This is a genomic window from Candidatus Poribacteria bacterium, from assembly GCA_028820845.1.
In the GTDB taxonomy this organism is placed as follows: Bacteria; Poribacteria; WGA-4E; order WGA-4E; family WGA-3G; genus WGA-3G.
The window spans coordinates 1-21,451 of sequence record JAPPII010000025.1 but is presented as its reverse complement, the minus strand read 5'-3'; the positions used below and the strand labels follow the sequence as shown (position 1 = coordinate 21,451).

General features: G+C 46.4%; 20 protein-coding genes and 1 tRNA gene. 16 read left to right on the top strand and 5 right to left on the bottom strand.

The genetic code is table 11. The features are described 5' to 3' along the window. Nucleotides 1–98 precede the first annotated feature (98 nt). The 3 genes from OXN25_06420 to OXN25_06410 all read right to left on the bottom strand — a co-directional run bounded on the left by OXN25_06420 (nucleotide 99) and on the right by OXN25_06410 (nucleotide 3,033). The gene (locus tag OXN25_06420; GenBank protein ID MDE0424482.1) at nucleotides 99–1,700 is read right to left on the bottom strand and encodes a Do family serine endopeptidase; all 1,602 of its coding nucleotides are present in this window, start codon (nucleotides 1,698–1,700) and stop codon (nucleotides 99–101) included. A 173-nt stretch (nucleotides 1,701–1,873) separates the two neighbouring features. Beyond that, nucleotides 1,874–2,224 (bottom strand): DUF1232 domain-containing protein, encoded by a 351-nt coding sequence (locus OXN25_06415; GenBank protein MDE0424481.1) that lies wholly within the window; start codon nucleotides 2,222–2,224, stop codon nucleotides 1,874–1,876. Nucleotides 2,225–2,640: 416 nt separating this feature from the next. Beyond that, nucleotides 2,641–3,033, bottom strand: coding sequence for a hypothetical protein (locus OXN25_06410; GenBank protein MDE0424480.1), 393 nt, complete (start codon nucleotides 3,031–3,033; stop codon nucleotides 2,641–2,643). 720 nt (nucleotides 3,034–3,753) lie between these two features. Between OXN25_06410 and OXN25_06405 the strand changes: the two genes are divergently transcribed. Together OXN25_06405 and OXN25_06400 are read left to right on the top strand one after the other, a co-directional pair. Beyond that, nucleotides 3,754–4,830, top strand: a complete 1,077-nt coding sequence (locus OXN25_06405; protein ID MDE0424479.1) for an RNA-guided endonuclease TnpB family protein — start codon at nucleotides 3,754–3,756, stop codon at nucleotides 4,828–4,830. Nucleotides 4,831–4,916: 86 nt separating this feature from the next. Then, the gene (locus OXN25_06400) at nucleotides 4,917–5,315 is read left to right on the top strand and encodes a VOC family protein (GenBank protein MDE0424478.1); all 399 of its coding nucleotides are present in this window, start codon (nucleotides 4,917–4,919) and stop codon (nucleotides 5,313–5,315) included. 219 nt (nucleotides 5,316–5,534) lie between these two features. Here the strand turns inward: OXN25_06400 and tnpA are convergent, their stop codons facing one another. Further along, a complete protein-coding gene (tnpA, locus tag OXN25_06395) occupies nucleotides 5,535–6,008 on the bottom strand; it encodes an IS200/IS605 family transposase (GenBank protein MDE0424477.1) in 474 nt (157 codons plus the stop codon). Nucleotides 6,009–6,237: 229 nt separating this feature from the next. Then, a complete protein-coding gene (locus OXN25_06390; protein MDE0424476.1) occupies nucleotides 6,238–7,449 on the bottom strand; it encodes a DNA methyltransferase in 1,212 nt (403 codons plus the stop codon). Between the two features lie 904 nt (nucleotides 7,450–8,353). Here OXN25_06390 and OXN25_06385 point away from each other — a divergent pair. The 14 genes from OXN25_06385 to OXN25_06320 all read left to right on the top strand — a co-directional run bounded on the left by OXN25_06385 (nucleotide 8,354) and on the right by OXN25_06320 (nucleotide 21,230). Next, the gene (locus tag OXN25_06385) at nucleotides 8,354–9,139 is read left to right on the top strand and encodes a sugar phosphate isomerase/epimerase (GenBank protein MDE0424475.1); all 786 of its coding nucleotides are present in this window, start codon (nucleotides 8,354–8,356) and stop codon (nucleotides 9,137–9,139) included. A gap of 194 nt (nucleotides 9,140–9,333) precedes the next feature. Next, a tRNA-Pro gene (locus OXN25_06380) sits at nucleotides 9,334–9,407 on the top strand. Nucleotides 9,408–9,501: 94 nt separating this feature from the next. Next, a complete protein-coding gene (locus tag OXN25_06375; protein ID MDE0424474.1) occupies nucleotides 9,502–10,824 on the top strand; it encodes a homoserine dehydrogenase in 1,323 nt (440 codons plus the stop codon). A 121-nt stretch (nucleotides 10,825–10,945) separates the two neighbouring features. Continuing rightward, entirely contained in the window at nucleotides 10,946–11,530 is a 585-nt protein-coding gene (locus tag OXN25_06370) for a DUF177 domain-containing protein (protein MDE0424473.1), read from the top strand. Nucleotides 11,531–11,594: 64 nt separating this feature from the next. Beyond that, nucleotides 11,595–11,780, top strand: a complete 186-nt coding sequence (gene rpmF, locus OXN25_06365) for a 50S ribosomal protein L32 (GenBank protein ID MDE0424472.1) — start codon at nucleotides 11,595–11,597, stop codon at nucleotides 11,778–11,780. A 35-nt stretch (nucleotides 11,781–11,815) separates the two neighbouring features. Beyond that, complete coding sequence (locus OXN25_06360; GenBank protein MDE0424471.1) at nucleotides 11,816–12,811, top strand: ketoacyl-ACP synthase III; 996 nt, start codon at nucleotides 11,816–11,818, stop codon at nucleotides 12,809–12,811. Between the two features lie 36 nt (nucleotides 12,812–12,847). Continuing rightward, entirely contained in the window at nucleotides 12,848–13,792 is a 945-nt protein-coding gene (fabD, locus tag OXN25_06355) for an ACP S-malonyltransferase (protein ID MDE0424470.1), read from the top strand. Further along, the gene (gene fabG, locus OXN25_06350) at nucleotides 13,792–14,568 is read left to right on the top strand and encodes a 3-oxoacyl-ACP reductase FabG (protein ID MDE0424469.1); all 777 of its coding nucleotides are present in this window, start codon (nucleotides 13,792–13,794) and stop codon (nucleotides 14,566–14,568) included. Before fabD ends, fabG begins: the two co-directional genes overlap by 1 nt. Nucleotides 14,569–14,692: 124 nt before the next feature. Next, nucleotides 14,693–14,926 (top strand): acyl carrier protein, encoded by a 234-nt coding sequence (acpP, locus tag OXN25_06345; GenBank protein ID MDE0424468.1) that lies wholly within the window; start codon nucleotides 14,693–14,695, stop codon nucleotides 14,924–14,926. A 111-nt stretch (nucleotides 14,927–15,037) separates the two neighbouring features. After that, entirely contained in the window at nucleotides 15,038–16,276 is a 1,239-nt protein-coding gene (gene fabF / locus OXN25_06340; GenBank protein ID MDE0424467.1) for a beta-ketoacyl-ACP synthase II, read from the top strand. 35 nt (nucleotides 16,277–16,311) lie between these two features. Beyond that, nucleotides 16,312–16,797: a 2-amino-4-hydroxy-6-hydroxymethyldihydropteridine diphosphokinase gene (gene folK / locus OXN25_06335; protein MDE0424466.1), complete on the top strand. Its 486-nt coding sequence runs from the start codon at nucleotides 16,312–16,314 to the stop codon at nucleotides 16,795–16,797. A 191-nt stretch (nucleotides 16,798–16,988) separates the two neighbouring features. Then, nucleotides 16,989–18,578 (top strand): AAA-like domain-containing protein, encoded by a 1,590-nt coding sequence (locus OXN25_06330; protein MDE0424465.1) that lies wholly within the window; start codon nucleotides 16,989–16,991, stop codon nucleotides 18,576–18,578. A gap of 161 nt (nucleotides 18,579–18,739) precedes the next feature. Continuing rightward, nucleotides 18,740–19,924, top strand: coding sequence for an ADP-forming succinate--CoA ligase subunit beta (gene sucC, locus OXN25_06325; GenBank protein MDE0424464.1), 1,185 nt, complete (start codon nucleotides 18,740–18,742; stop codon nucleotides 19,922–19,924). A gap of 106 nt (nucleotides 19,925–20,030) precedes the next feature. Continuing rightward, nucleotides 20,031–21,230 (top strand): phosphoglycerate kinase, encoded by a 1,200-nt coding sequence (locus OXN25_06320; GenBank protein MDE0424463.1) that lies wholly within the window; start codon nucleotides 20,031–20,033, stop codon nucleotides 21,228–21,230. Nucleotides 21,231–21,451 lie beyond the last annotated feature (221 nt).

Here is a 21,451-nt window from a genome sequence, read left to right as displayed (position 1 = left end):
TACTTTCAACACATATATCACTCAATACCTGATGACAAAATATTTACACACCCTTCACATTCACAGTCAGACGATCAAACCAGTGCTTATCGTGCTAATTACCGATCAGATGTCGAAACTTCCAGCGTAACATAGCCGCCATCGCGTCCATCGGGCGATTTAACAAAGAGGAGGATCTTCTCTTTATTCTCTGCCTTCAGTTTCTCAACAAGTTGGGAATACGCCTCAAGGTTAGCGATAGGTCTCCATTCCATCTCTTGAATGAGATACCCGGGTCTGATACGCTTTTTCTCAGCGTCACTACCTTTAGCGACATCTGTGACGACCACGCCAGTCTCATTTGCAGCATATCCATAACGCTCAGCAATTGCCGAAGTTAGGTTTTCGACAGTGAGGCCTGCGAAGGCTTCTTGCTGTTCCTCATCTGGTTCCCCGCTGAGTTTTGCGAGGACTTCCTCTGTCCGTTTTTCTAATGTGACAGTTAAGCGTTTCTCTTCACTACCCCTTCGGAGGACGACCATCCCAACAGATTCACCGACTTCCGATGCGCCAACAAGATGCATCAGGTGAGACGAGTCTCGGATCGTTTCGCCATCAAATTCAAGGATAACATCGCCGCGTTGGACACCAGCTCTTTCAGCGGGACTGTCTTTTCCAACTGCGCGGACATGGGCACCGCGGGGTGTCTCAAAGTTGAGTTTCTCTGCCAAATCTGAATTGACGGATCGCATGCTGATACCCAGCCAAGCTCGTTCTACTTTGCCTTTTTCGATAAGCTGCGGCAAGACCTGCTGTGCAATCTTACTCGGAATCGCAAAGCCGAGACCGATATTCCCCATAGAAAAACCACCGGTGGCAATGATGGTATTAATACCAACTAACTCACCACGAATGTTAATCAGGGCGCCCCCGCTGTTTCCGCGGTTAATCGGCGCATCCGTTTGAATAAAATCTCCGTATTTAATATTACTAAATCCAGTCCGACTTTTCGCGCTCACGATGCCACGCGTCACGGTTTGCGAGAAGTTAAGTGGATTCCCAATGGCGACGACCCACTCACCCACCTCAAGTGCATCCGAATCACCAAACGGAAGTTTGGAGAGTCCTTCAGCCTCGATTTTCAGAACCGCCAAATCCGTCCCGCCAACTTGTGTTCCACCCGCATCTCGTCCGATTAATTGCGCTTTATATTTCCGTTCATTTGACAGGGTAACCGTAATTTCATCGGCACCTTCAATGACGTGGTTATTCGTGAGAATATAGCCATCTTCACTGATAATAACGCCGGACCCAATCCCCGTAGCGGGTTCTGGATTCGGATTCAGATCGCGCGGAGTAGGTTCTCTAAAGAAGAATCTGAAGGGAGAATCCTCATCAAAGAAGCGTCTAAACTGTTCCTCTTCCTCTGGGGACATCTGCCGCCGCTGTGACAAACCATCTGTATTTCGCTCTGTTTTAGTTGTAACTCTCACCACAGCAGGACGCGTCCGCGCCACTAAATCAATGAATGCTCGATTTGCGCGTTCTAAGTGCAGAAAATCTTCTGATGTTTGAAGTGTGTCATTCGTCTGCCCAACGGCAGTCTGCAGCGTGAACTCATCGGCATCACGGTCGATAACAATCCCCGCTACGACGATGCATGCTGCTAAAATCAATAAGACCCGTATAGGGTTACGCAATGTGCTTCTGAGCCTGAACATGATGTAACCTCCTGTGTAACTTGGTGTCGGTTCTGATTCTGACAGGTGACCAAAACCTTTTTTAAGTTTGTATTTTCGTTCTAAAGACACACCTATTAGAAAATAAAGTTCCAAAAAAGTTTGAAAAAAATGGGGTGTGTCCCAGAAAAATATTTTTGTTAAGACGGTATTTGTTACTCACCGCGCGAAATACGCTCCACATGATCTTGGACAACCTCATCAGGGCACATCCGAATAAATAACCATGCCCCCGGCACAAGAATTACAAAAGCACCAACGACCAGATCGTCAACACGCCCAAAGACAGGTATGAAATCGAAATCGAGCGGATTCACCAAGTATGCCACAGCAAAGGCAACCGCCAGCAACTCGGCAAGGATGAGAATTGCCTTGCGGTAGATAGGCACACGCGCATCACCAAACAACCGCCAGGTTAACCTGATGAAATTTGGGAAATGGAGTAGGAGGCGCAAAAATCGAAAGGGCCCTCGACTTTTACCACCGAAGAAAAAAGAGTTAAACATACCATACAGTTTACCAAACCCGTTTTTTAGATGCAAATCAATTTTTAACTCGGTGTTTGTCAGAATCAGGATTTGCAGGTAAGCGCATTTTCCGTGAACATACAGGCGCGAGTATTATTTTAACTTAATAGTATGTTTTAAGTAATTTTCGTTAAAAATGTTACACTGGTGTAACATTTTGTGTAAGTGTGTGACGTTGGACAAACCCAGTCACTGTAAGGGTTTATGGACGATTTTTTATTCGTGTCCGTTATAAAAAAAAATGCCAAAAGTGTAACATTTTCAATCTCCTGATTGTTGATTTTCTACCTATCTGAAAATAATTATTTTAAGTATAGCATATATAAATGGGAAAGTCAAGGGAAATATTGATTTTTTTCGATGCGGTTGGTGAGCGGGCGTTTCGGAGGCTCCTTTCATGAGGTTAGGGTCTGCTGGCGTTTTAAGTCCTTATTTTCAGCAATGAGTGCCTGTATTTGTTTGTCATTTGCCCGGTCCCTCAAAGCGCGCCACGCGAAAAGTAGCGTTATGATGAGTAAAGGGATGCCTATAAAGACGTTAATTTGGCTCCGAACCGCACCGATTTCGCGAGTGTTTGCCTTGATTTGACTTTCCACATTAGCGATTTTCAAGTCAATGTATTCTTTCATGCGGGCTTCGGATGCTGTGATTTCTGCTTTTATCTCTGTCTTGACTTCTTCGCGGATAATCAAACGTATCTGATTGAGGTCCGCGTCAGTCAATTCACCAAGAGCGGGAAACCAAGCAATAGTAGAAAAGAGTATCGAGAGGGTGAGTATGGTTTTCATGAGGTGCTCCAGTGCCAGTTTGTTTTATCCCCCTGCTACGGTGGGAGGGTGGCAGAAACAGCGTATGCTGTTCGTAGCAATGCCACCCACAACTGGTTAGAATAGTCTATCACATAGGACGCTAAATTGCAAGTTGATTTTTGCGTTAAATTTCTCTACAAGTGAAGAAGGAAAAATTGGGTTTGCTGGGCGATCTTGTTTAAAGTTTAGTAGTTATAGGTTATAAGTCGTTGGCTGTCTGAATCGCGGATGACACAGAGGACGCGGAAGACGCAGTGTTGACATCTACGGTGTTTATTGTCTGAACTGGGATTTATGGGATTGATAGATTTGCGGGATTATGGGACCTTCTGTAACTTGTATGTTTAGGAGTGGACTTACTTACCTGAGTTTTATTGATGATTCCACTACCTTATTTGGATCAATACCATTTACCGCCAAGTCCGTTCTAAAATTTTAGAACCTTACCAACAGTGAAACTTGAATGATAACACTTAACAATCCCAATGCTTTAGCGAATCAACGGTATGAATGCCTTATGGCATTCCCCGGGGTCCAACCCCCGTGTCTCGTGCGTTGGTAACAAAAAACATTTGACAAAAAGGTGTATTTTGTGGTATGATGAGTATTACCAGTTGGCAGACATTTCCAGCGTTGTCGCAAGGCAACGTGCCTGCCTACCCACTGGAAAGGGGTTAATGGCTGGTAGCTGGTAAGCCAATGATAAAGACCCATAAAATAGCCTTACGCCCGAACAGCGATCAGATTGCGTGGTTTTACCAGCAATGCGGTTATGCGAAGTTTGCCTACAATTCTGCATTATCTGATTTTAAGGTTGATACCAAGTTGTCTATGTATGACCTAAATAAACGTTTTAATGAGAAAAAGAAAGCGTTTGACTGGACGAAGGCACAAGATCAGCGTGCTGCGATGTACGCCGTTCACAACCTCGGTCGTGCAATAGAGAATTGGAAGGCAAAGCGTGCGAAGTTTCCCAAGTTCAAAAAGCGAGGGTGCAAGCATTCCTACACAACAGATGAGCAAGCCGTCCGCATGGAAGGGAAGCGTATCAAGTTGCCGAAAATCGGTTGGATCCGCACTTTTGAGCAGTTGCGCTTTGTCGGAAACCAGATCGTATCTGTCACTATATCAAGAACAGCACACCGTTGGTTTGCCTCTGTATCTGTAGAAGTTGGAACACCTTTAAAGGTTGATATGTCAACCCACCCAACAATCGGAATAGACGTAGGTATCAACACATTGGCAACCCTTGATGATGGCACGAAATACCAGAACCCGAAAGCACTCAAACGTTACGAGCGAAAACTCAAAAGAGAGCAACGCAAGTTAAGCCGAAAGGTGTTTTTGTCTGAAAACTGGTATAAGCAGAAACGGATTGTGGAGCGTATCCATTATCGTATCGCTTGTATCCGCAAGGACGCACACCACAAGGCAACGACAGAGATTGTTAAGCGTGCCAGTCGTATCAGTATAGAAACGCTGCAGGTTACCAATTTACTCAAGAACCGGAAACTTGCCAAAGCCTTATCAGACGCTGCACTTGGCGGTTTCCTTGAGAAACTAAAAACCAAAGCCGAAAGTCTTAGCATTCCGATTGTCCAAGCGGATAGGTTTTTCGCAAGTTCCAAGACGTGCAGTCACTGCGGGCATAAGAAAGATGACTTAACGCTTTCGGACAGAGAATATCAGTGTAGCCATTGCGGAACGTCCATAGATAGAGATGTCAACGCAGCAATAAATCTAAAACACGTCGCGGTGGGATACACCGAGACATAAAACGCTTGTGGAGTTTCTGTAAGTCCTCCACTTGCGGGAGTCACGAAATGACGAAGCAAGAATCCCACGACTTTAGACGTGGGAGTATCAAAATTAGGGTAACCAGCATTTTTGTTCAAGATCCGGAAAGTGCGTTAAAATTTTATACTGAAAAATTGGGATTTGTTAAGAAAAGGGACATTCCCTTAGAAAATGGTGACAGATGGCTTACAGTCGTATCAAAAGAAGAACAAGACGGGACTGAACTTTTGTTGGAACCATTATCTGGTAATCATTTTGGACCCGCCAAAACGTATCAAAAAGCTTTATTTGATGCAGGACTTCCCTATACCCAATTCAGTGTGGAAAACGTTCAAGAAGAATATGAGCGATTAATCAACCTTGGTGTCGAATTCAGTGTGGAACCTACTGATATAGGAATAACAATTTTTGCTATTTTCAATGATACTTGCGGAAACAATATTCAGATCGTAGAAATTGAGTGAGGGTGGAAAAATAGGAAGACTGAAAGAGGTGCTTGTGTTTGCGCAGACTCCACGCTCATATAAACAATCCGCTCAATCACCGCAACGAGATCGCCGGGCTCCGCAAATCAACCGTTAGGGTTACTGATGATGCCTGTCTACCAAAGCCCCAGCGGGGCGAAAGGTGTATAGCATCGCGACACGCAGACGGATCTAAGCCCCAGCGGGGCGAAAGGTGTATCATGCGTCAGAGGTCTCATCCGTATCAAAAACGTATTTCGGATTATAGGGGACATCAAACCGTTTCAGAAACGCGAGATATTCCTCTCTAAACGTCTGACGTGAATGATGTGCCTCCTGGTTTTTAATATAACGGACGACAGTATCTAACTGTGAGTGAGAATATGAGAACGCGCCAAAGCCCGTTTGCCACTGGAATTTTCCGAGAATCCATCTCTTTTTGTTAATGAATTTTGATGAATTTGCCTTGATGTCCCTCACTAAATCAGAGAGTGCCATATCGGGTGTCATACCGACAAGAATATGGATATGATCGGGCATGGAATTAATCCGAATGACTGTTTGCTTTTTGTTGGTAATAATGCGGGTAATGTATTGGTGTAAGGCTTCTTTGTGCTGTTTTGGAATGAGGGATTGTCTTCCTTTGACAGCAAAGACAATATGCATGTAAATTTGGGTATAGGTATCTGCCATAGTTCTATGCACCTTTCGCCCCGCTGGGGCTTAGAAAGTCAACCCAGACGGCAGCCCCTCAATAATCCGTGCCGATTCCACGCTCACATAAACAATCCGCTCGATCGCCGCAACAAGATCGCGAGGATTTTCAAACCAGCCGTTTGGAGCGTTGAGGATGTTGTTTTTTCAGTGGTGTGATTTTGTATCAGTCTCAGACTTGAATTTTTAACTTTCACAATAAGTCGTTTTAGGCTTGGTATCTCAGCACGCCCTGTTCTTTCAATCGTGAAGTCAGTTCTGCTTGTGTGCCTATTCCTTTTGTCGAATTGCACGACGCACAAAGCAGTTGTAGGTTCTCTATACGGTCAGTGCCGTTTTTGCTCTTGGGAACAATATGGTCTACCGTCAAGTTTCGGTAATGGAACGGATATTGGCATCCGTTGCATTTACCTTGTTGTCTGCCAAATAATTCCGGTTTGTGCGTTTGGTATTTGGGTAAACGCATCTGAACAGCTATCTCCTCAACGTTGTCCGTCCGCTTGGGTGCGTCATTCCGAACAATGATGTCTGTTAGTGGATTGAATAGGTTCGCTGATTTGTCAACTTCCTCCATAAGACGTACCCCCGTGATGTCCTCTGCATCAGGTGATATGTCTATGCCAACCCATTTCCGATGTAAACGCTCTGCTGCGACACACGCAGTAGCACATCCACAGAACGGGTCGAGAACAACATCCCCTTCGTTTGATGACGCTTTGATGATGCGTTCTAAGAGGGCGAGGGGCTTCTGCGTCGGATAGCCAGTGTCTTCTTTCCCCTTTACAGGTGGCGTATCAAGAACCAGGTCACCTGCTACAACACCCGGCATCGCAGATAAATACTTCTTCCACCGCGGTCTGCCTATTTTACCTTTGGGCCAGTGCAGCAGTCCGGCATCATCAAGAACTTCACATTTTGTTAGTTGGTCGAGAGCTTCATAATTATCTGGCAACAGTGCCTGTGCAGAAACAGGAAATTTGTTGCGAGTAGGTGGTGCCCATGCCCGGCCGGGAGGCGGTTCAATGCCTTTCAATGGCATATAAGCTTTTCTGCTGCCTGCTTTTCCACCCGATAAATCAACTGTTCCGTATCTACCATGTTTGTCCCGACCTCGAAAAGTCTTCTTTATATATGCATCGTCATAGGGAGCATATTGTTGATTCCAAGTTGCCCCATTCGACTTGATATAGTAAAGGATTCGGTCGGTGTTTATGGCGTAGCGTTTCGCCAACGATTTCGTCGATGTCCGCTTCCAAATCACCTCATTCCGAAAGTTATCACTTCCGAACAGCGAGTCCATTACGGCTTTCAGATAATGACTGGCAGTTGGATCACAGTGTAGATATATGCTCCCTGTTGGCTTAAGAATACGATGCATCTCAAACAACCGCACCGCCATCGCCGTCAGGTATATCTTCATGGACTTATCATGGACAGTTTCAGATGCCTGGATAATCTGATACAACTCCTCGTGTTCGGCAGCGATCTGCCCGTGCCATTTCAGTTCCTAAGGCGAAATAGGTTTGTGTTGTTTCTGACATATCATTTCCTTACGCAATTGGGGATGGTAGGCATGGGATGAGAGCTCCAAGACGGGCGAGGGAACCTCGCCCCTACGTTAAAAAATATAATATCTGATGGTGCCAGAAAAGTCAAGTTTAACTTATAATCCACAACCCAAAACTCACAATCTATTTTAACTTGACATCAGTTAGCAAAGATAGTATAATATATCATACGACTTTTCAAAGAGGGGAATATTGTATCAAACGACAAAAGACTGGCGCGGAAACCGACACAAACCTTTTCAGCCGACTACAGAAGTTTTTTACTAACTGTTAATAGCCAACAACCCACAGAAATAAAAAATGTTACACTTTTCGCAAAATTGCTTTTTTTCACACAAGAGAAAATCGGAAATTAAACAGCAACGAACCCTTACAGTGACTGGTTTATCTAACGTTACAGGCAACACACTAAATGGTACACAGGTGTAACATTTAGTGTAACATTTTTAACGAAAATTGATTAAGATATGCCGTTCTGTTAATTGATTAAGATATACCGTTTCGTTAATCCATATTCACCTCCTTATGATCCCGTCAATCTTTGAATCCTGTAAATCCTGATTTGCGGCGTACTCGCCTCGGTTCATGCTATTAAGGCATTCATACCGTTGATTCTGATTCATGCGACGTGCATTCTGACAACTCGTTGCCAAAATATTTACACACCCTGTCCGTCCTGAATTAACTTGAACACCCCACCTTTTTCTGATATACTATCAACCGACAAATAGCACATGCCACACAGAAGGAGTAGACATGGCAACACAAAACACGCTTTCTGCGCAGCAAATCGCAGCGCAACTTTACACAGTTAGAGAATTTACCAAAACTGAGGCTGACATCGCTGAAACGATGAAAAAAGTCCGGGAGCTCGGATACGAAGCGGTGCAATGCTCCGCACTCGGTCCGGTTTCGCCCGCCGCTCTGAAAAACATTGTTGATGGTGAAGGTCTAAGCATCATTGCGACACATACCGATTACGGACGCATGCGCGATGAACCGCAATCCGTTATTGACGAACATCAATTATGGGACTGTAAGCATGCGGCGATCGGCGGCCTGCCCGGCGAATACCGGACAGCCGAAGGCTATGCGAGATTCGCAAAAGAGGCATCCGAAGTCGCAGCACGTCTTGCTGAAGGCGGTATCACCTTTTCGTATCACAACCACAGTTTCGAGTTGGAACGTTTCAACGGCCGCACGGGTTTAGAAATCTTGTACGCTGAAAGCGATCCGAGCTATTTCAAAAGCGAACTCGATACATACTGGATTCAGCACGGCGGCGGCGATCCCGCAGCGTGGATAAGAGACTTAAAAGGGCGCGCCGACATCATTCATCTTAAGGATATGGCAATGCAAGGCTCGACACAACGCTTTGCTGAAGTCGGCGAAGGCAACCTTAATTGGTCCGCTATCTTAGATGCTTGTGTTTACGCAGGTGTTGAGTGGTATATTATTGAGCAAGATACTTGTTATGAACGGGATCCATTTGAGAGTTTAGGCATCAGCCTTAATAATCTCAAAGAGATGGGGTTCGCATAGATGCATCGCTGCTACCTATAATTAATTTGTGTTTGTAGTAGCGCGTTCATTGTGCGTTCGTGTTTCCCAACGGGCAATAAATTGCCCTACTACGAACCTAAATGTTTATTCAGGTTACCCTGAACTTATCTTTTATTTGACATTCTCGCTTCGTTATGATACAATTAAAGGCGAGCAGGACCTATTTCTGTTAACGGGGCGTGGCGCAGCCCGGAAGCGCGCTTGAATGGGGTTCAAGAGGTCGCTGGTTCGAATCCAGTCGCCCCGATTTTGATATGTCATATCGATTTGCAAGTCGGGCAGGGGGGATGCCTTGCCCGTCGCTTGCGCAGTAAACGTACGTAAAAGAGGGAGTTGCAGTAGTGGATAAGTCGTGCATCAATGTTGGCATTTTAGGGTGGGGAACCGTCGGAACCGGCGTTTCCAAGATTTTGATGAATCAGCATGCTCTTATTGCCAAAAATAGTGGTACGGAACTACACCTAAAAAAAATAGTGAAGCGGACGCTTCCTGCGACGCGTGAGGGCGTTGAACTTCCCGTAGACTGCCTGACAACCAATCCAGCAGAAGTCACTGACAATCCAGATATTGACATCGTTGTCGAACTTATCGGTGGCGTTACAGAAGCACACAGTCTCATTAGGCGTGCCATCCAAAATGGCAAACATGTTGTTACGGCAAACAAAGCACTTTTAGCGGAACATGGTGGCGAACTGTTCCAACTTGCCTCCGAACATCAGGTGAGCCTTAATTTTGAGGCAAGTGCTGCAGGTGGTATCCCGATCATCAAAACGCTGCAGGAAAGTTTCGCAGGTAACCAGATCCACTCTCTATACGGCATTGTAAACGGCACGTGTAACTACATTTTAACTGAAATGCACGAGCGTACAGTCGACTTTTCGGATGTGCTAAAAGCTGCACAAGACATGGGTTACGCTGAAGCCGATCCGACACTTGACGTTGAAGGTATTGATGCCGCCCAGAAACTCATCCTTCTCATCGCTCTTGCCTACCGGAGCAGCATTTCACTGCCACAACTCCACGTCGAAGGTATCACAAATGTCACCCAGAAAGAGATCCAATATGCGCGGGAATTGGGTTACGTTATCAAATTGCTTGCTATCGCGAAACTGACGGATGGAAATCGTGTGGAGGCGCGCGTGCATCCGACACTTGTACCGGAGCGGAGTTTGCTAGCGAACGTTGGTGGTGCATTCAACGCAGTTTGTGTTATCGGCGACGCCGTCGGTCCAACACTGTTTTATGGGCAAGGCGCAGGCGAAATGCCAACGGCAAGTGCGGTCGTCGCTGACATCATCGATGCAGCAAAATCCGCACAACAAGGCGTGAGTACGCCGATTTCGCAAGCATGGCTTGCCGGTGCACAAGCGGAAGTTGATATTTGTTCCATCGACGATATAGAAACACGTTATTATATCCGGTTCGTTGTTGCTGATCGACCCGGGGTTCTCGCGAAAATCGGCACGATCCTCGGAAACTGGCACATTAGCATCGCCTCTGTCATTCAGAAGGACCCACACGGCATGGAGACGGTGTCCCTTGTTATGCTAACACACACGGCACGGGAAAAGAATATGAAAGCAGCACTGGCAGAAATTTATACGCTCGAAGAGGTGAAAGAGGACGCGCAACTCATCAGGATTGAAGAAGAAGTCGATTTTTGAGGTGTGTCGTATTCACAAATTAACAAATTATTAAGTGTAGTAGCCATCTTTGTCGTTATACTTATAAAGGCAAAGTATTCCTACAACTTCTCTCAACAGATACTTGAGGTGAAAATTGAATATGAAGGAAGGCATAAGAGATACCTTAGTGTTCGACGTGAAAGACCTTCGACACGAGGACTCCAAGAAATACGAAGCACTTGTGCCACACGAGACCCTCGATCTGATTTATGAGGAAGCCGAATTTGTTAGCCCATTATTATGCACAATTGCTTTATCCCGCCAAGGCGACGACAATATCTGGGTGACAGCGGACATCACCTCGACACTCTCGGTAGAATGTCGACGGTGTGTTAAACCTTTTGAAATTGACGTAGCGACTACGCTAAACTTATTTTTCTCTTTCAATACTGAAGCTTCGGACGAAGATGACGCAGATACGCGATATTACGACGGGGAGACTTTAGACATTTCTGAAGATGCTCGGCAGGCACTGCTTCTTGAAATACCGATGTGGCCCCTCTGTTCCGAAACATGTGAAGGCCTCTGTCCACAGTGCGGATCAGAACTTAATGCTGGTACATGTTCTTGCGAGATCGAAAATGAGGCACCGGTGAGGGATTCTAACCCCCTGAGAGCGCAGCTCGAAAGCGTCCTTTCTAACGCCAGTCCTCTCAAAAATACTGGAAGACAGATGAAATCATAGCAAACGTAAATAGAAGTGATCTGAACCGTGACCTTTCAGACCTAAGACTAAAGGAGACAATTCCATGGCGCACCCAAAACGGAGAACCTCAAAATCGAAAAAAAGAATGCGGAGAAGCCATAACGCACTCTATGATAAAGCGACAAGTGTTTGTTCATACTGTGGGGAAACGATGATATCCCACCGTGTCTGCACTGAATGCGGGTACTACAACGGACGACCTGTACTCAAATCTGCCGATGAGGCATAGATGACGTATGCTGGTAGCCATAAAAGAGAGATATAATGACGCAACTTCGACATGCAACAATTACGGGGACAGGCTCTTACCTCCCTGAGCGGGTTATCACTAATTTCGACCTCGAAAAATTGGTCGATACCAGCGATGAATGGATTCGTCAACGTACGGGTATTCGGGAACGGCGTATTGCTGAAGACAATGTTGCGACTTCAGACCTCTGCGTCCATGCTGCCCGGTGGGCTATTAAAAATGCCAATATCAATCCGCTTGACATTCAGATGATCCTTGTCGCGACTGTTACGCCGGATACATTTTTTCCCTCAACAGCGTGTTACCTTCAGAAAGGTATCGGTGCAAAAAACGCCGCTGCGATGGATATTTCCGCTGCATGCGCCGGTTTCCTTTATGGACTGGACCTCGCAGATGGCCTGATTAGATCGGGACAATACGACACAATTCTTGTTGTTGGTGGCGAGATTTTTAATAAAATTGTTGACTGGAACGATAGGGGGACATGCGTTCTCTTTGGAGATGGCGCAGGTGCCGCCGTTGTTCAAGCCACAGATGAACCAAAAGGGATCCTCGCGTCCTATATCGGATCTGATGGTGATTACGCCGACATCAACCTACTCGGTATCCCTGCTGGTGGTTCCCGAATGCCGGTCACACAGGAAGCGATTGATCAGAAATTAGACAAGATTCAAATGAATGGACGAGAAGTCTTCAAATTAGGTGTCCGCCTTATGCCGGAAGCCGCGCAACGCGTATTACGCGAGGCAAACGTCAGTATTGAAGAAATCGATCTGTTAATACCGCATCAAGCAAACTTGCGCATCATTGAGGCAGTCGGCGATAGGCTCGGGGTCCCGCGAGAAAAGGTCTATATTAACGTTGACAAATACGGTAATACTTCTGCAGCGACAGTCATCATCGCTTTAGATGAGGCACTTCGTGAAGGTAGAGCGAAACCGGGCGATTTGCTGCTGCTTGTGACCTTCGGGGCAGGCTTAACATGGGGAAGCACGCTTCTACAATTGTAGCCGAGAACTGAACGCAGGTATTGACATCAGACAAAAATGACACAACTGGCGTTTATTTTCCCAGGACAAGGTTCACAGCAGGTCGGTATGGGAGCAGAACTGGCAGAAAATTACCCAGTCGCTGATGCTGTTTTTGAAGAAGCCGATGTAACGCTTGGGCGTGGATTGCGGAAACTCTGTTTTGAAGGACCAGCGGAAGATTTAAAGCAGACTGAAAATACACAACTCGCAATCCTGACGTGTAGCGTCGCAGCGTTGCGGGTCCTAAAGGCACACAACATTACTCCAAACGCTGTCGCTGGACATAGTTTGGGTGAGTATTCCGCGCTTGTAGCAGCGGGCGTACTTGACTTCTCAGACGCATTGCGTCTCGTTCACGCACGCGCGAGTTTCATGGCGGAAGCGGGTGAAATACAGCAAGGCACAATGGCAGCAATCCTTGGAATGGAAACAGAACGGCTCCAAAAACTTTGTGAGACAACCGAGGGGATTGTAAACATCGCCAATTACAACTGTCCCGGTCAACTCATTATATCTGGACAGGTCGAAGCGGTTAATCATGTCGTCTCTCTTGCTAAAGCTGAAATAGGTGCAAGGCGATGTCGTCCACTACCGGTCAGCGGAGCGTTTCATTCCGCACTGATGGCACCAGCACAACAGAAGTTCAAATCTGTACTCGATTCAGTGCTGCTCCATCCACCTCAAATCGACATTGCGATGAATGTAACGGGTGAGTTCGTCACAGATGCAAATGATATTAAACGTCTCTTATTTCAGCAGATAACACAATCTGTCCAATGGGAAAAAACATTACACACTATCACGAATACAGGTATTACGCATTTTGTCGAAGTAGGTCCTGGAAAGGTTTTGTCGGGTTTGGTAAAGCGCACGCTTCCCGAAAGCAGTGCTATGAATATTGAAGACCTCAAGACGCTGTCTCTCGTGACAGATGAATATGGAAGTGGTAAACAACAGTAATGGATGTAACAACGGAACGGAGTGCTTTTAGGGAAAACTTATTGAGTGGCAAAACAGCGATTGTAACGGGCGCGTCTCGTGGTATCGGTGCTGCAATTGCACAGAGGCTTTGTGAAACCGGTGCCAACGTCGTCTTATGTTCACGCTCTGCCGACGCTGTTGGAGAGGTCGCTAATACACTCGAAGATAAAGGCCACAGCGTACACGCGATGGCTGCCGATATTTCCCAAAAGGCAGATGTTGAAACACTGATTGAAGAAACGGCTGCGCAATTCTCACAAATCGATATCCTTGTAAACAACGCCGGAATTACTCGTGATACGCTGCTGATGCGCCTTAAAGATGAGGATTGGCACGCCGTTCTACAGACGAATCTGACCGGCACGATGTACTGCACGCGTGCGGTGCTTCGTCCTATGATACGTCAGAAAAGTGGACGGATTATTAACATTTCATCGGTAGTTGGCTTAGCGGGAAACGCCGGGCAAGCAAATTACGCCGCTGCGAAGGCAGGCATTATCGGTTTAACAAAGGCTACCGCTAAAGAAGTTGGTGCCCGCGGTATTACCGTGAACGCGATCGCCCCTGGCTTTATCACGACGGATATGACAGCACAAATATCGGAACAGAATCAGAAACAACTGCTTGGACTGATTCCGTTACGAGGATTTGGGCATCCAGAAGACGTAGCAGATGCTGTCTGTTTTCTGGCATCGGACGCTGCACGCTATATCACCGGTCAAACACTTCAAGTTGACGGGGGTATGGTGATGTAATTCAAAAGTTGTCAGTTAATAGTTATCAGTTAACAGCCACAAAAGGTGTGTTGTTTAACCGAAAGCCTCTTTCAACTGACAACTAACAACTGTAAACTCTAAAAAGGAGATTAGAGAAACACTTATGGCAACGAATCAAGATCGTCTCATTGAAATTATAGCGAAACAACTCGGTGTTGATGAAGGTAATGTGACCCCAGATGCCTCTTTCATGGAAGACCTTGGGGCTGACTCACTTGATACTGTTGAGTTAGTTATGGCGCTTGAAGAGGAATTCGACATCGAAATTCCAGACAGCGATGCTGAGAAAATTCAGACTGTTCAAGATGCCTTGAATTACTTAGACGAGCATGTATAGTTAAGATATATCACTGATGGGCGTATAGCAGGACCCTATAAGCCCGCCTTAGTGCGCGCTTGGTTGCTGTTCCGAGCGCGCTTGCAACCTCATTAAAAAAGGATCGGTCTCGTGGAGCGTGTAGTTATTACAGGAATCGGCGTTGTCAATGCGATTGGCAACACGAAAGAAGAATATTGGGATGCGCTTGCCAGCGGTAAAAACGGAATCGGACCTTTAACCTATTTCGATGCCTCTGAGCATCGCACCCAAATCGCTGGAGAGGTAAAAAACTTCCAAGCGGAACAGTATATGGATCGTCGCGCTGCGTCTCGGTTCCCGCTGTTTATCCAGTACGCGCTTGCTGCCTCAATCATGGCACATGAAGACGCTGGCTTGGAACTCGACAGCGTTGACCCGTACCGCGCTGGGGTACAAGTCGGTTCTGGCATCGGCGGCATTGGGGTCCTCGAAGACAACGCAAAAACCCTTGCTGAACGGGGCGTTAAACGCGTCAGCCCATTCCTTGTCCCATACATGATTATTAACATGGCAGCAGGACAGATCTCAATCCACTTTAGTCTCAAGGGTCCTAATTCTACATCTGTTACTGCATGCGCCAGTGCCAACCACTCTATTGGGGATTCATTTCGCATCATTCAACGCGGCGAGGCAGATGTAATGTTCACGGGTGGCACGGAATCTGCGATTACACCTCTGGCTTTTGCGGGTTTCTGCTCAATGCGAGCGATGTCGGAGCGAAATCATGAACCTGAACGCGCCTCGCGCCCGTTCACCAAAGACAGGGACGGCTTCGTGATGGGAGATGGTGCCGGCATATTAATCCTCGAATCGTTATCACATGCCCAAAAACGGGGTGCGCATATCTACGCAGAGATCATCGGCTATGGAATGACTTCAGACGCACACGACATGGTAAGCCCCCCTGAGAACGGTGAAGGGGCAACGAAAGCGATGGAGTTCGCACTTAAGGATGCAAAATTGTCGTCAGATGCCGTTGATTATATCAATGCCCACGGCACTTCTACGCCGGTCGGCGATGTGGCTGAAACAAACGCCATAAAAACGCTCTTCGGTGAGTATGCGTATAAAATCCCTGTCAGTTCCACCAAATCCATGATTGGGCATCTGCTCGGTGCTGCTGGAGCTGTGGAACTCATCGCCTGTTTAGGTGCGATGGGAAAAGGCTTTCTGCCGCCGACGATCAACTACGATATGCCAGACGATGCCTGCGACTTGGATTACGTCCCGAATGAAAGCCGTGACGCGAAGATAGAAGTCGCGCTTTCCAACGCGTTCGGTTTTGGTGGGCACAATACTTCAATTGCTGTCCGCAAATTCTCAGGTTAGCACTCTCATCTACTTGGATATGTTTCGGAGACGCTATGTACGCAGCTTACATTGGCTTCGGAAGCAACATCGGCGACCGGCTCAAACATATCCAGAATGCCATTCACGCCTTATCGAAAACGGAGGGAATCACTTTACAAGAGATTTCCTCCATTTACAAAACAGCACCGGTAGGATATGAAGCACAAGGTGAATTCCTGAACGGTGTTGCTGCGATCCAAACCACTCTCTCGCCTCTCTCCTTACTACACACTTTAAAAGACATCGAAACTGCTGTCGGCAGACAACACCGCATCCGCTGGGGTCCGAGAGAAATCGACTTGGACATATTAATCTATGGAGATTTATGTCTCCAGACCGAGAAACTTATTGTGCCACATCCAGAGATGCATCTCCGCCGTTTCGTCTTGGTCCCCTTAGCAGAAATTGCCCCTAATCTTGTGCATCCCGTTTTTCAGGAAACCGTTCAGATCTTGCTTAAATATCTTGAAAACGATAAATCTGTTTTAAAAATTGTCTGAATCACTAACTCACAATCCTATTTTCTCTACGATTTTCTCCGGTGTGTTATAAGGAGGAACTACTTGGTTAAGCACCACAATTGCAACCTTTGCTGGCAAATTGCGAAATATTTCAACACTGTTTCTTATAGACTTCCACACCACAATATGCTATAATCTCCTCAATGCCTTATATTAAGGAGAGCAGAAATATGAGATGGTTTGAGACGCGCGGTCCTGTCTATCCTGAGGATAACTACGTCGTCACACGTACAGATGAACGCTCAGATTTTATGAATCGGCTAAAAAGGGGGAGATATGTCGTTTTGTTCGCACCGCGCCAGACAGGTAAGACGACTTTCTTCCGAAACGCGCTTGACGCACTTGAAACTGAAGATAACACCTACTTCCCAATACAACTTAATTTTGAGGGGTACGCAGACAGCGACGCTCCCACTTTTTACCCATCTCTTTGTGAAGAAATATGTAAACAAATTAAGAACATCTTTCAAAAACGCCAAGAGAATCCCACCGATAAACTCAACTATTTTTTAGCAAATACCCAAATAACCGAAGCGATTTCAATGCGAAGGTTTTTTGAAGACTTTGGGGGTTTGTTGGAAAATCAGCGGGTTATTATGATCATTGATGAGTTTGATGGTATCCCTCCAGACGCTATCAGAGGGTTTCTGCATTCGCTACGCCATATCTATCTCTCTGGAAGGACGCGATGCCCACATAGCATTGGCCTCGTCGGCGTTAAAAGCATTACACAACTCAACTACGACCGCTCCATTTCACCCTTCAATATACAAGACGAGTTTAAACTATCGAATTTCACGCGCACACAGGTGCAAGAACTCCTTTCACAATACACACAAGAAGTCGGACAGCCCTTCGCTTCCAAAGTCATAGAAGCGATTCACAAACAGACGGCTGGACAACCCGTACTCGTCAATCGATTCGCCCAAATTCTTACTGAAGAGATGGACATCCCGAAGAGCGAACCGATTACAATGGAACACTTTTCAAAAGCACACGAGCAGCTCCTGCGCGAACGACATACTAACATTGATCACCTGATAACGAATATCCGCAGAGACCGGCGATTTGAGGCATTCCTCATGAAGATCGTTTCTTACGATGAAGGCACAGAATTTAATCTTTACAATGAACTCATTAATGAACTGGCAACTTATGGTATCATTGCTGAAGGGACTGACGGTATGTGTGAGATTATCAATCCAATTTATCACTATTGCATTATGCAAGCGTTTAAACCGATAGTGAATGGACTGGAACAGGAATATTTACCCGAAGACACTCGCGCAGGATTTCAGGATTATCTCACACCAAATGGACACATCCAAATGGCAGCACTTCTTGATAACTTCCGTGATTTTATCGCACGCGTAGGCTTCAAAATTTTACAAGTGCCAGATACGCCCCGGGAATATGTCGGACAGCGTCTCCTCTTTGCCTATCTTGAACAGTTTGTCCAAATTGTGGGCGGCACCATGTACCTTGAGGCACAAACTGGACGGGGTAGAATGGACATTCTCATTCGTCATAACCAGCGAAAACATATCGTCGAAACAAAAATCTGGGGCGGAACTGCGCGTTATCAGGCAGGCAAAAAACAACTTGCTGCGTACGTCAAATTGGAGAACGCCACAGCGGGATATTACGTGGTATTCGATCATCGCAACGCTCCGGAACCGCGCACAGAGACAGAAACCCTCAATAGATTGACAATTCGGAGTTATGTGATTCCTGTGATTCAAGAACGTCCTTCAGATTGACTCTAAACACGCCTTAGCAGTGACGCCTACACATTCTGAAAAACTTGCAATTTCTGCCCAAGTATGATATAATTCCTAATATCTTTAATTCGGATACATACGAACCAAATATACCAGTAATTATAAATGCCAAAGGAATTTTATCGCAGACAAGAAAAAAGATGAACATTCACGAATATCAAGCCAGACAAATCTTAGAATCCTACGGTGTTAACATACTGCCCGGCAAGGTCGCTGAAACACCAGAGGAAGCGGAAGCCATCGCGCAAGAACTCAATTGTCCGACCTACGTCATCAAAGCACAAATCCACGCTGGCGGTCGCGGAAAAGGCGGTGGTGTGAAACTCGCCAATTCACCGGCTGAAGTAAAACAGCATGCCGAAGCGATCCTTGGAATGCAACTCGTAACACCACAAACAGGTCCCGAAGGCAAACTCGTCCGAAAAGTGCTGATTGCTGAAGCTGGAGAAATAGAAAAAGAATTCTATCTCGCTATACTTCTGGATCGGGAAACCTCGCATCTCACTTTAATCGGTAGCGAAGAGGGCGGTGTCAATATTGAGGAAGTTGCGGCAGAAATACCTGAAAAAATTATTAGAGCACAGATTCATCCGGCTTTCGGACTCACGGAGTTTCAAGCGCGGGAATTCGCATATAAACTGATTACGCACCCGGATTATCGTTCTATTATCCCGAAAGCAACGGAACTCATCACAAGCCTCTACAATGCTTTTACGGCGTATGATTGCTCACTTGTAGAGATTAATCCGTTAACCATTGTAAAAACGAACGATGAATTAGATATTGTCGCTCTCGATTCAAAGGTCAATCTCGATGACAACTCGCTTTGGCGACACCCTGATATAGCCGAAATGCGTGATCCACACGAAGAAGACCCAAGCGAATTAGAGGCAAGTGAATCGGGTTTGAGTTACATCCGTCTTGACGGTGATATCGGCTGTATGGTGAACGGTGCGGGACTGGCTATGGCGACGATGGACATCATTAAACAGAACGGCGGCGAACCGGCAAACTTTCTTGATGTCGGCGGCGGCGCGTCTGTAGAGGCAGTCGCCCACGCTTTCCGGCTCATCCTCGCAGACAAAAGTGTGAAAGCCGTTCTTGTCAACATCTTCGGCGGCATCATGAAATGTGACACAATCGCGAACGGTATCGTTGACGCAGCAAAACAGGTTGAACTCAATGTTCCACTCGTGATTCGGTTGGAAGGCACAAATGTGGAACTTGGAAAACAGATTATCGCCGAATCGGACTTGAACGTTCAACTCGCAGATGGACTTTCTGAAGCGGCAGAACTCGCAGTAGCGGCGGCGAATCCCGCATAAAAAGTAAAATTTCAGCGTTGTAGGAGCAGGTCTTGTGCCTGCCCAATCGGATACCCACGAGGGATATCCCTACATAGAAAATTTAGGCTTCCGGAGCATTAAACACGTGGCAAAACTCGAACTAAAGGACATAGACGTTACAGGGAAACGCGTTCTCGTACGGGTGGACTTCAATGTCCCGATGAAGGATGGCAAGATCACAGATGAAACCCGTATCACTGCCGCGCTGCCAACCCTCCTTGCCCTTATCAACACCGATGCGAAAATCATTTTGATAACACACTTAGGTAGACCTGAACCGGGTTCAATTGCTGACCGAAAGACGTTCACGACCGAACCGATCGCCATCGCGCTCAGTCAGAAGCTCGGCAGGCGCGTCGCCCATGTTAACGATTGTATCGGTGCATCCGTCCAGAGTGCTGTCGCTTCAATGCACAACGGGGAAGTCCTGCTTCTTGAAAACGTCCGTTTCTATGCCGAAGAAACCCAAAACGATCCAAAATTTGCAGAGGCACTCGGTTCGCTGGCGGATGTTTACGTCAACGATGCTTTCGGCACTGCGCACCGCGCCCATGCTTCAACGGAAGGCGTGACCCATTATCTGAACCCATGCGCCGCGGGTCTTTTAATGGCTCGCGAAATCTATTACCTCAGCACAACCCTCGAAAATCCAAAACGTCCTTATGTTGCTATTCTTGGTGGCGCAAAAATATCGGATAAAATCACACTGATTGAGAATCTCCTTGGGAAAGTTGATAAACTGCTGATCGGCGGCGGCATGGCATACACATTCTTATCGGCGATGGGACTCAGTATAGGCAATTCAATTGTTGAAACTGAAAAACTTGATGTCGCAAAATCATTGGTTGAAAGGGAAACATTCTCAGAATCTGTTTCACTACCGGTAGATCACGTTGTAGGACAAAACTTTGACGCTGAAACCGAATCTAAGATTATTGATAAACAGGACATCCCTGATGGCTGGCAAGGATTAGACATCGGTCCCGAAACGGTCTCTGTATTCGGTGAACAGATTGCAGCGGCGAAAACAGTCGTATGGAACGGTCCCTTAGGTGTTTACGAATTCGAGAAGTTCGCGCAGGGGACAATTGCGGTAGCAAAACAGATTGCCGATTCGGAGGCAGTGAGTATTATCGGCGGCGGTGACTGCGTCGCAGCGATACAGCAAGCCGGTGTTGGAGATCGTATGACCCACATCTCGACAGGTGGCGGCGCGTCCTTAGAATTTTTAGAAGGAAAAGCCTTACCCGGCATCGCTGCTCTAACGGATTCTTTAAACGATTAACACCTGGGCTGCCCTCCGCTTCATTTCGGGCAGGTTTCTGATCAATTTCAGCTGGGTGCAGGTGGAGTAAGGTTCTTAAACACTTCATATCCAAAAAGCGGTTAGAACTAACCGAAAACCATTGCGAAACGTAGTGGAGCAATGCCCAGATTCAATAGTTAAAAATATGTTTGATAAAATAGTTCCCCGTAGTGAAGACTACGCAAAATGGTATACACAGG

Excerpts from the sequence above, each read along its gene's own strand:
- rpmF (MDE0424472.1), top strand. The coding sequence starts at position 11,595 with ATGGCGCACCCAAAACGGAGAACCTCAAAATCGAAAAAAAGAATGCGG.
- OXN25_06360 (MDE0424471.1), top strand. The coding sequence starts at position 11,816 with ATGACGCAACTTCGACATGCAACAATTACGGGGACAGGCTCTTACCTC.
- OXN25_06390 (MDE0424476.1), bottom strand. The coding sequence starts at position 7,449 with ATGAAGATATACCTGACGGCGATGGCGGTGCGGTTGTTTGAGATGCAT.
- sucC (MDE0424464.1), top strand. The coding sequence starts at position 18,740 with ATGAACATTCACGAATATCAAGCCAGACAAATCTTAGAATCCTACGGT.
- OXN25_06370 (MDE0424473.1), top strand. The coding sequence starts at position 10,946 with ATGAAGGAAGGCATAAGAGATACCTTAGTGTTCGACGTGAAAGACCTT.
- OXN25_06330 (MDE0424465.1), top strand. The coding sequence starts at position 16,989 with ATGAGATGGTTTGAGACGCGCGGTCCTGTCTATCCTGAGGATAACTAC.
- tnpA (MDE0424477.1), bottom strand. The coding sequence starts at position 6,008 with ATGGCAGATACCTATACCCAAATTTACATGCATATTGTCTTTGCTGTC.
- acpP (MDE0424468.1), top strand. The coding sequence starts at position 14,693 with ATGGCAACGAATCAAGATCGTCTCATTGAAATTATAGCGAAACAACTC.
- fabG (MDE0424469.1), top strand. The coding sequence starts at position 13,792 with ATGGATGTAACAACGGAACGGAGTGCTTTTAGGGAAAACTTATTGAGT.
- folK (MDE0424466.1), top strand. The coding sequence starts at position 16,312 with ATGTACGCAGCTTACATTGGCTTCGGAAGCAACATCGGCGACCGGCTC.
- OXN25_06420 (MDE0424482.1), bottom strand. The coding sequence starts at position 1,700 with ATGTTCAGGCTCAGAAGCACATTGCGTAACCCTATACGGGTCTTATTG.
- OXN25_06415 (MDE0424481.1), bottom strand. The coding sequence starts at position 2,224 with ATGTTTAACTCTTTTTTCTTCGGTGGTAAAAGTCGAGGGCCCTTTCGA.
- fabD (MDE0424470.1), top strand. The coding sequence starts at position 12,848 with ATGACACAACTGGCGTTTATTTTCCCAGGACAAGGTTCACAGCAGGTC.
- OXN25_06385 (MDE0424475.1), top strand. The coding sequence starts at position 8,354 with ATGGCAACACAAAACACGCTTTCTGCGCAGCAAATCGCAGCGCAACTT.
- OXN25_06410 (MDE0424480.1), bottom strand. The coding sequence starts at position 3,033 with ATGAAAACCATACTCACCCTCTCGATACTCTTTTCTACTATTGCTTGG.
- OXN25_06405 (MDE0424479.1), top strand. The coding sequence starts at position 3,754 with ATGATAAAGACCCATAAAATAGCCTTACGCCCGAACAGCGATCAGATT.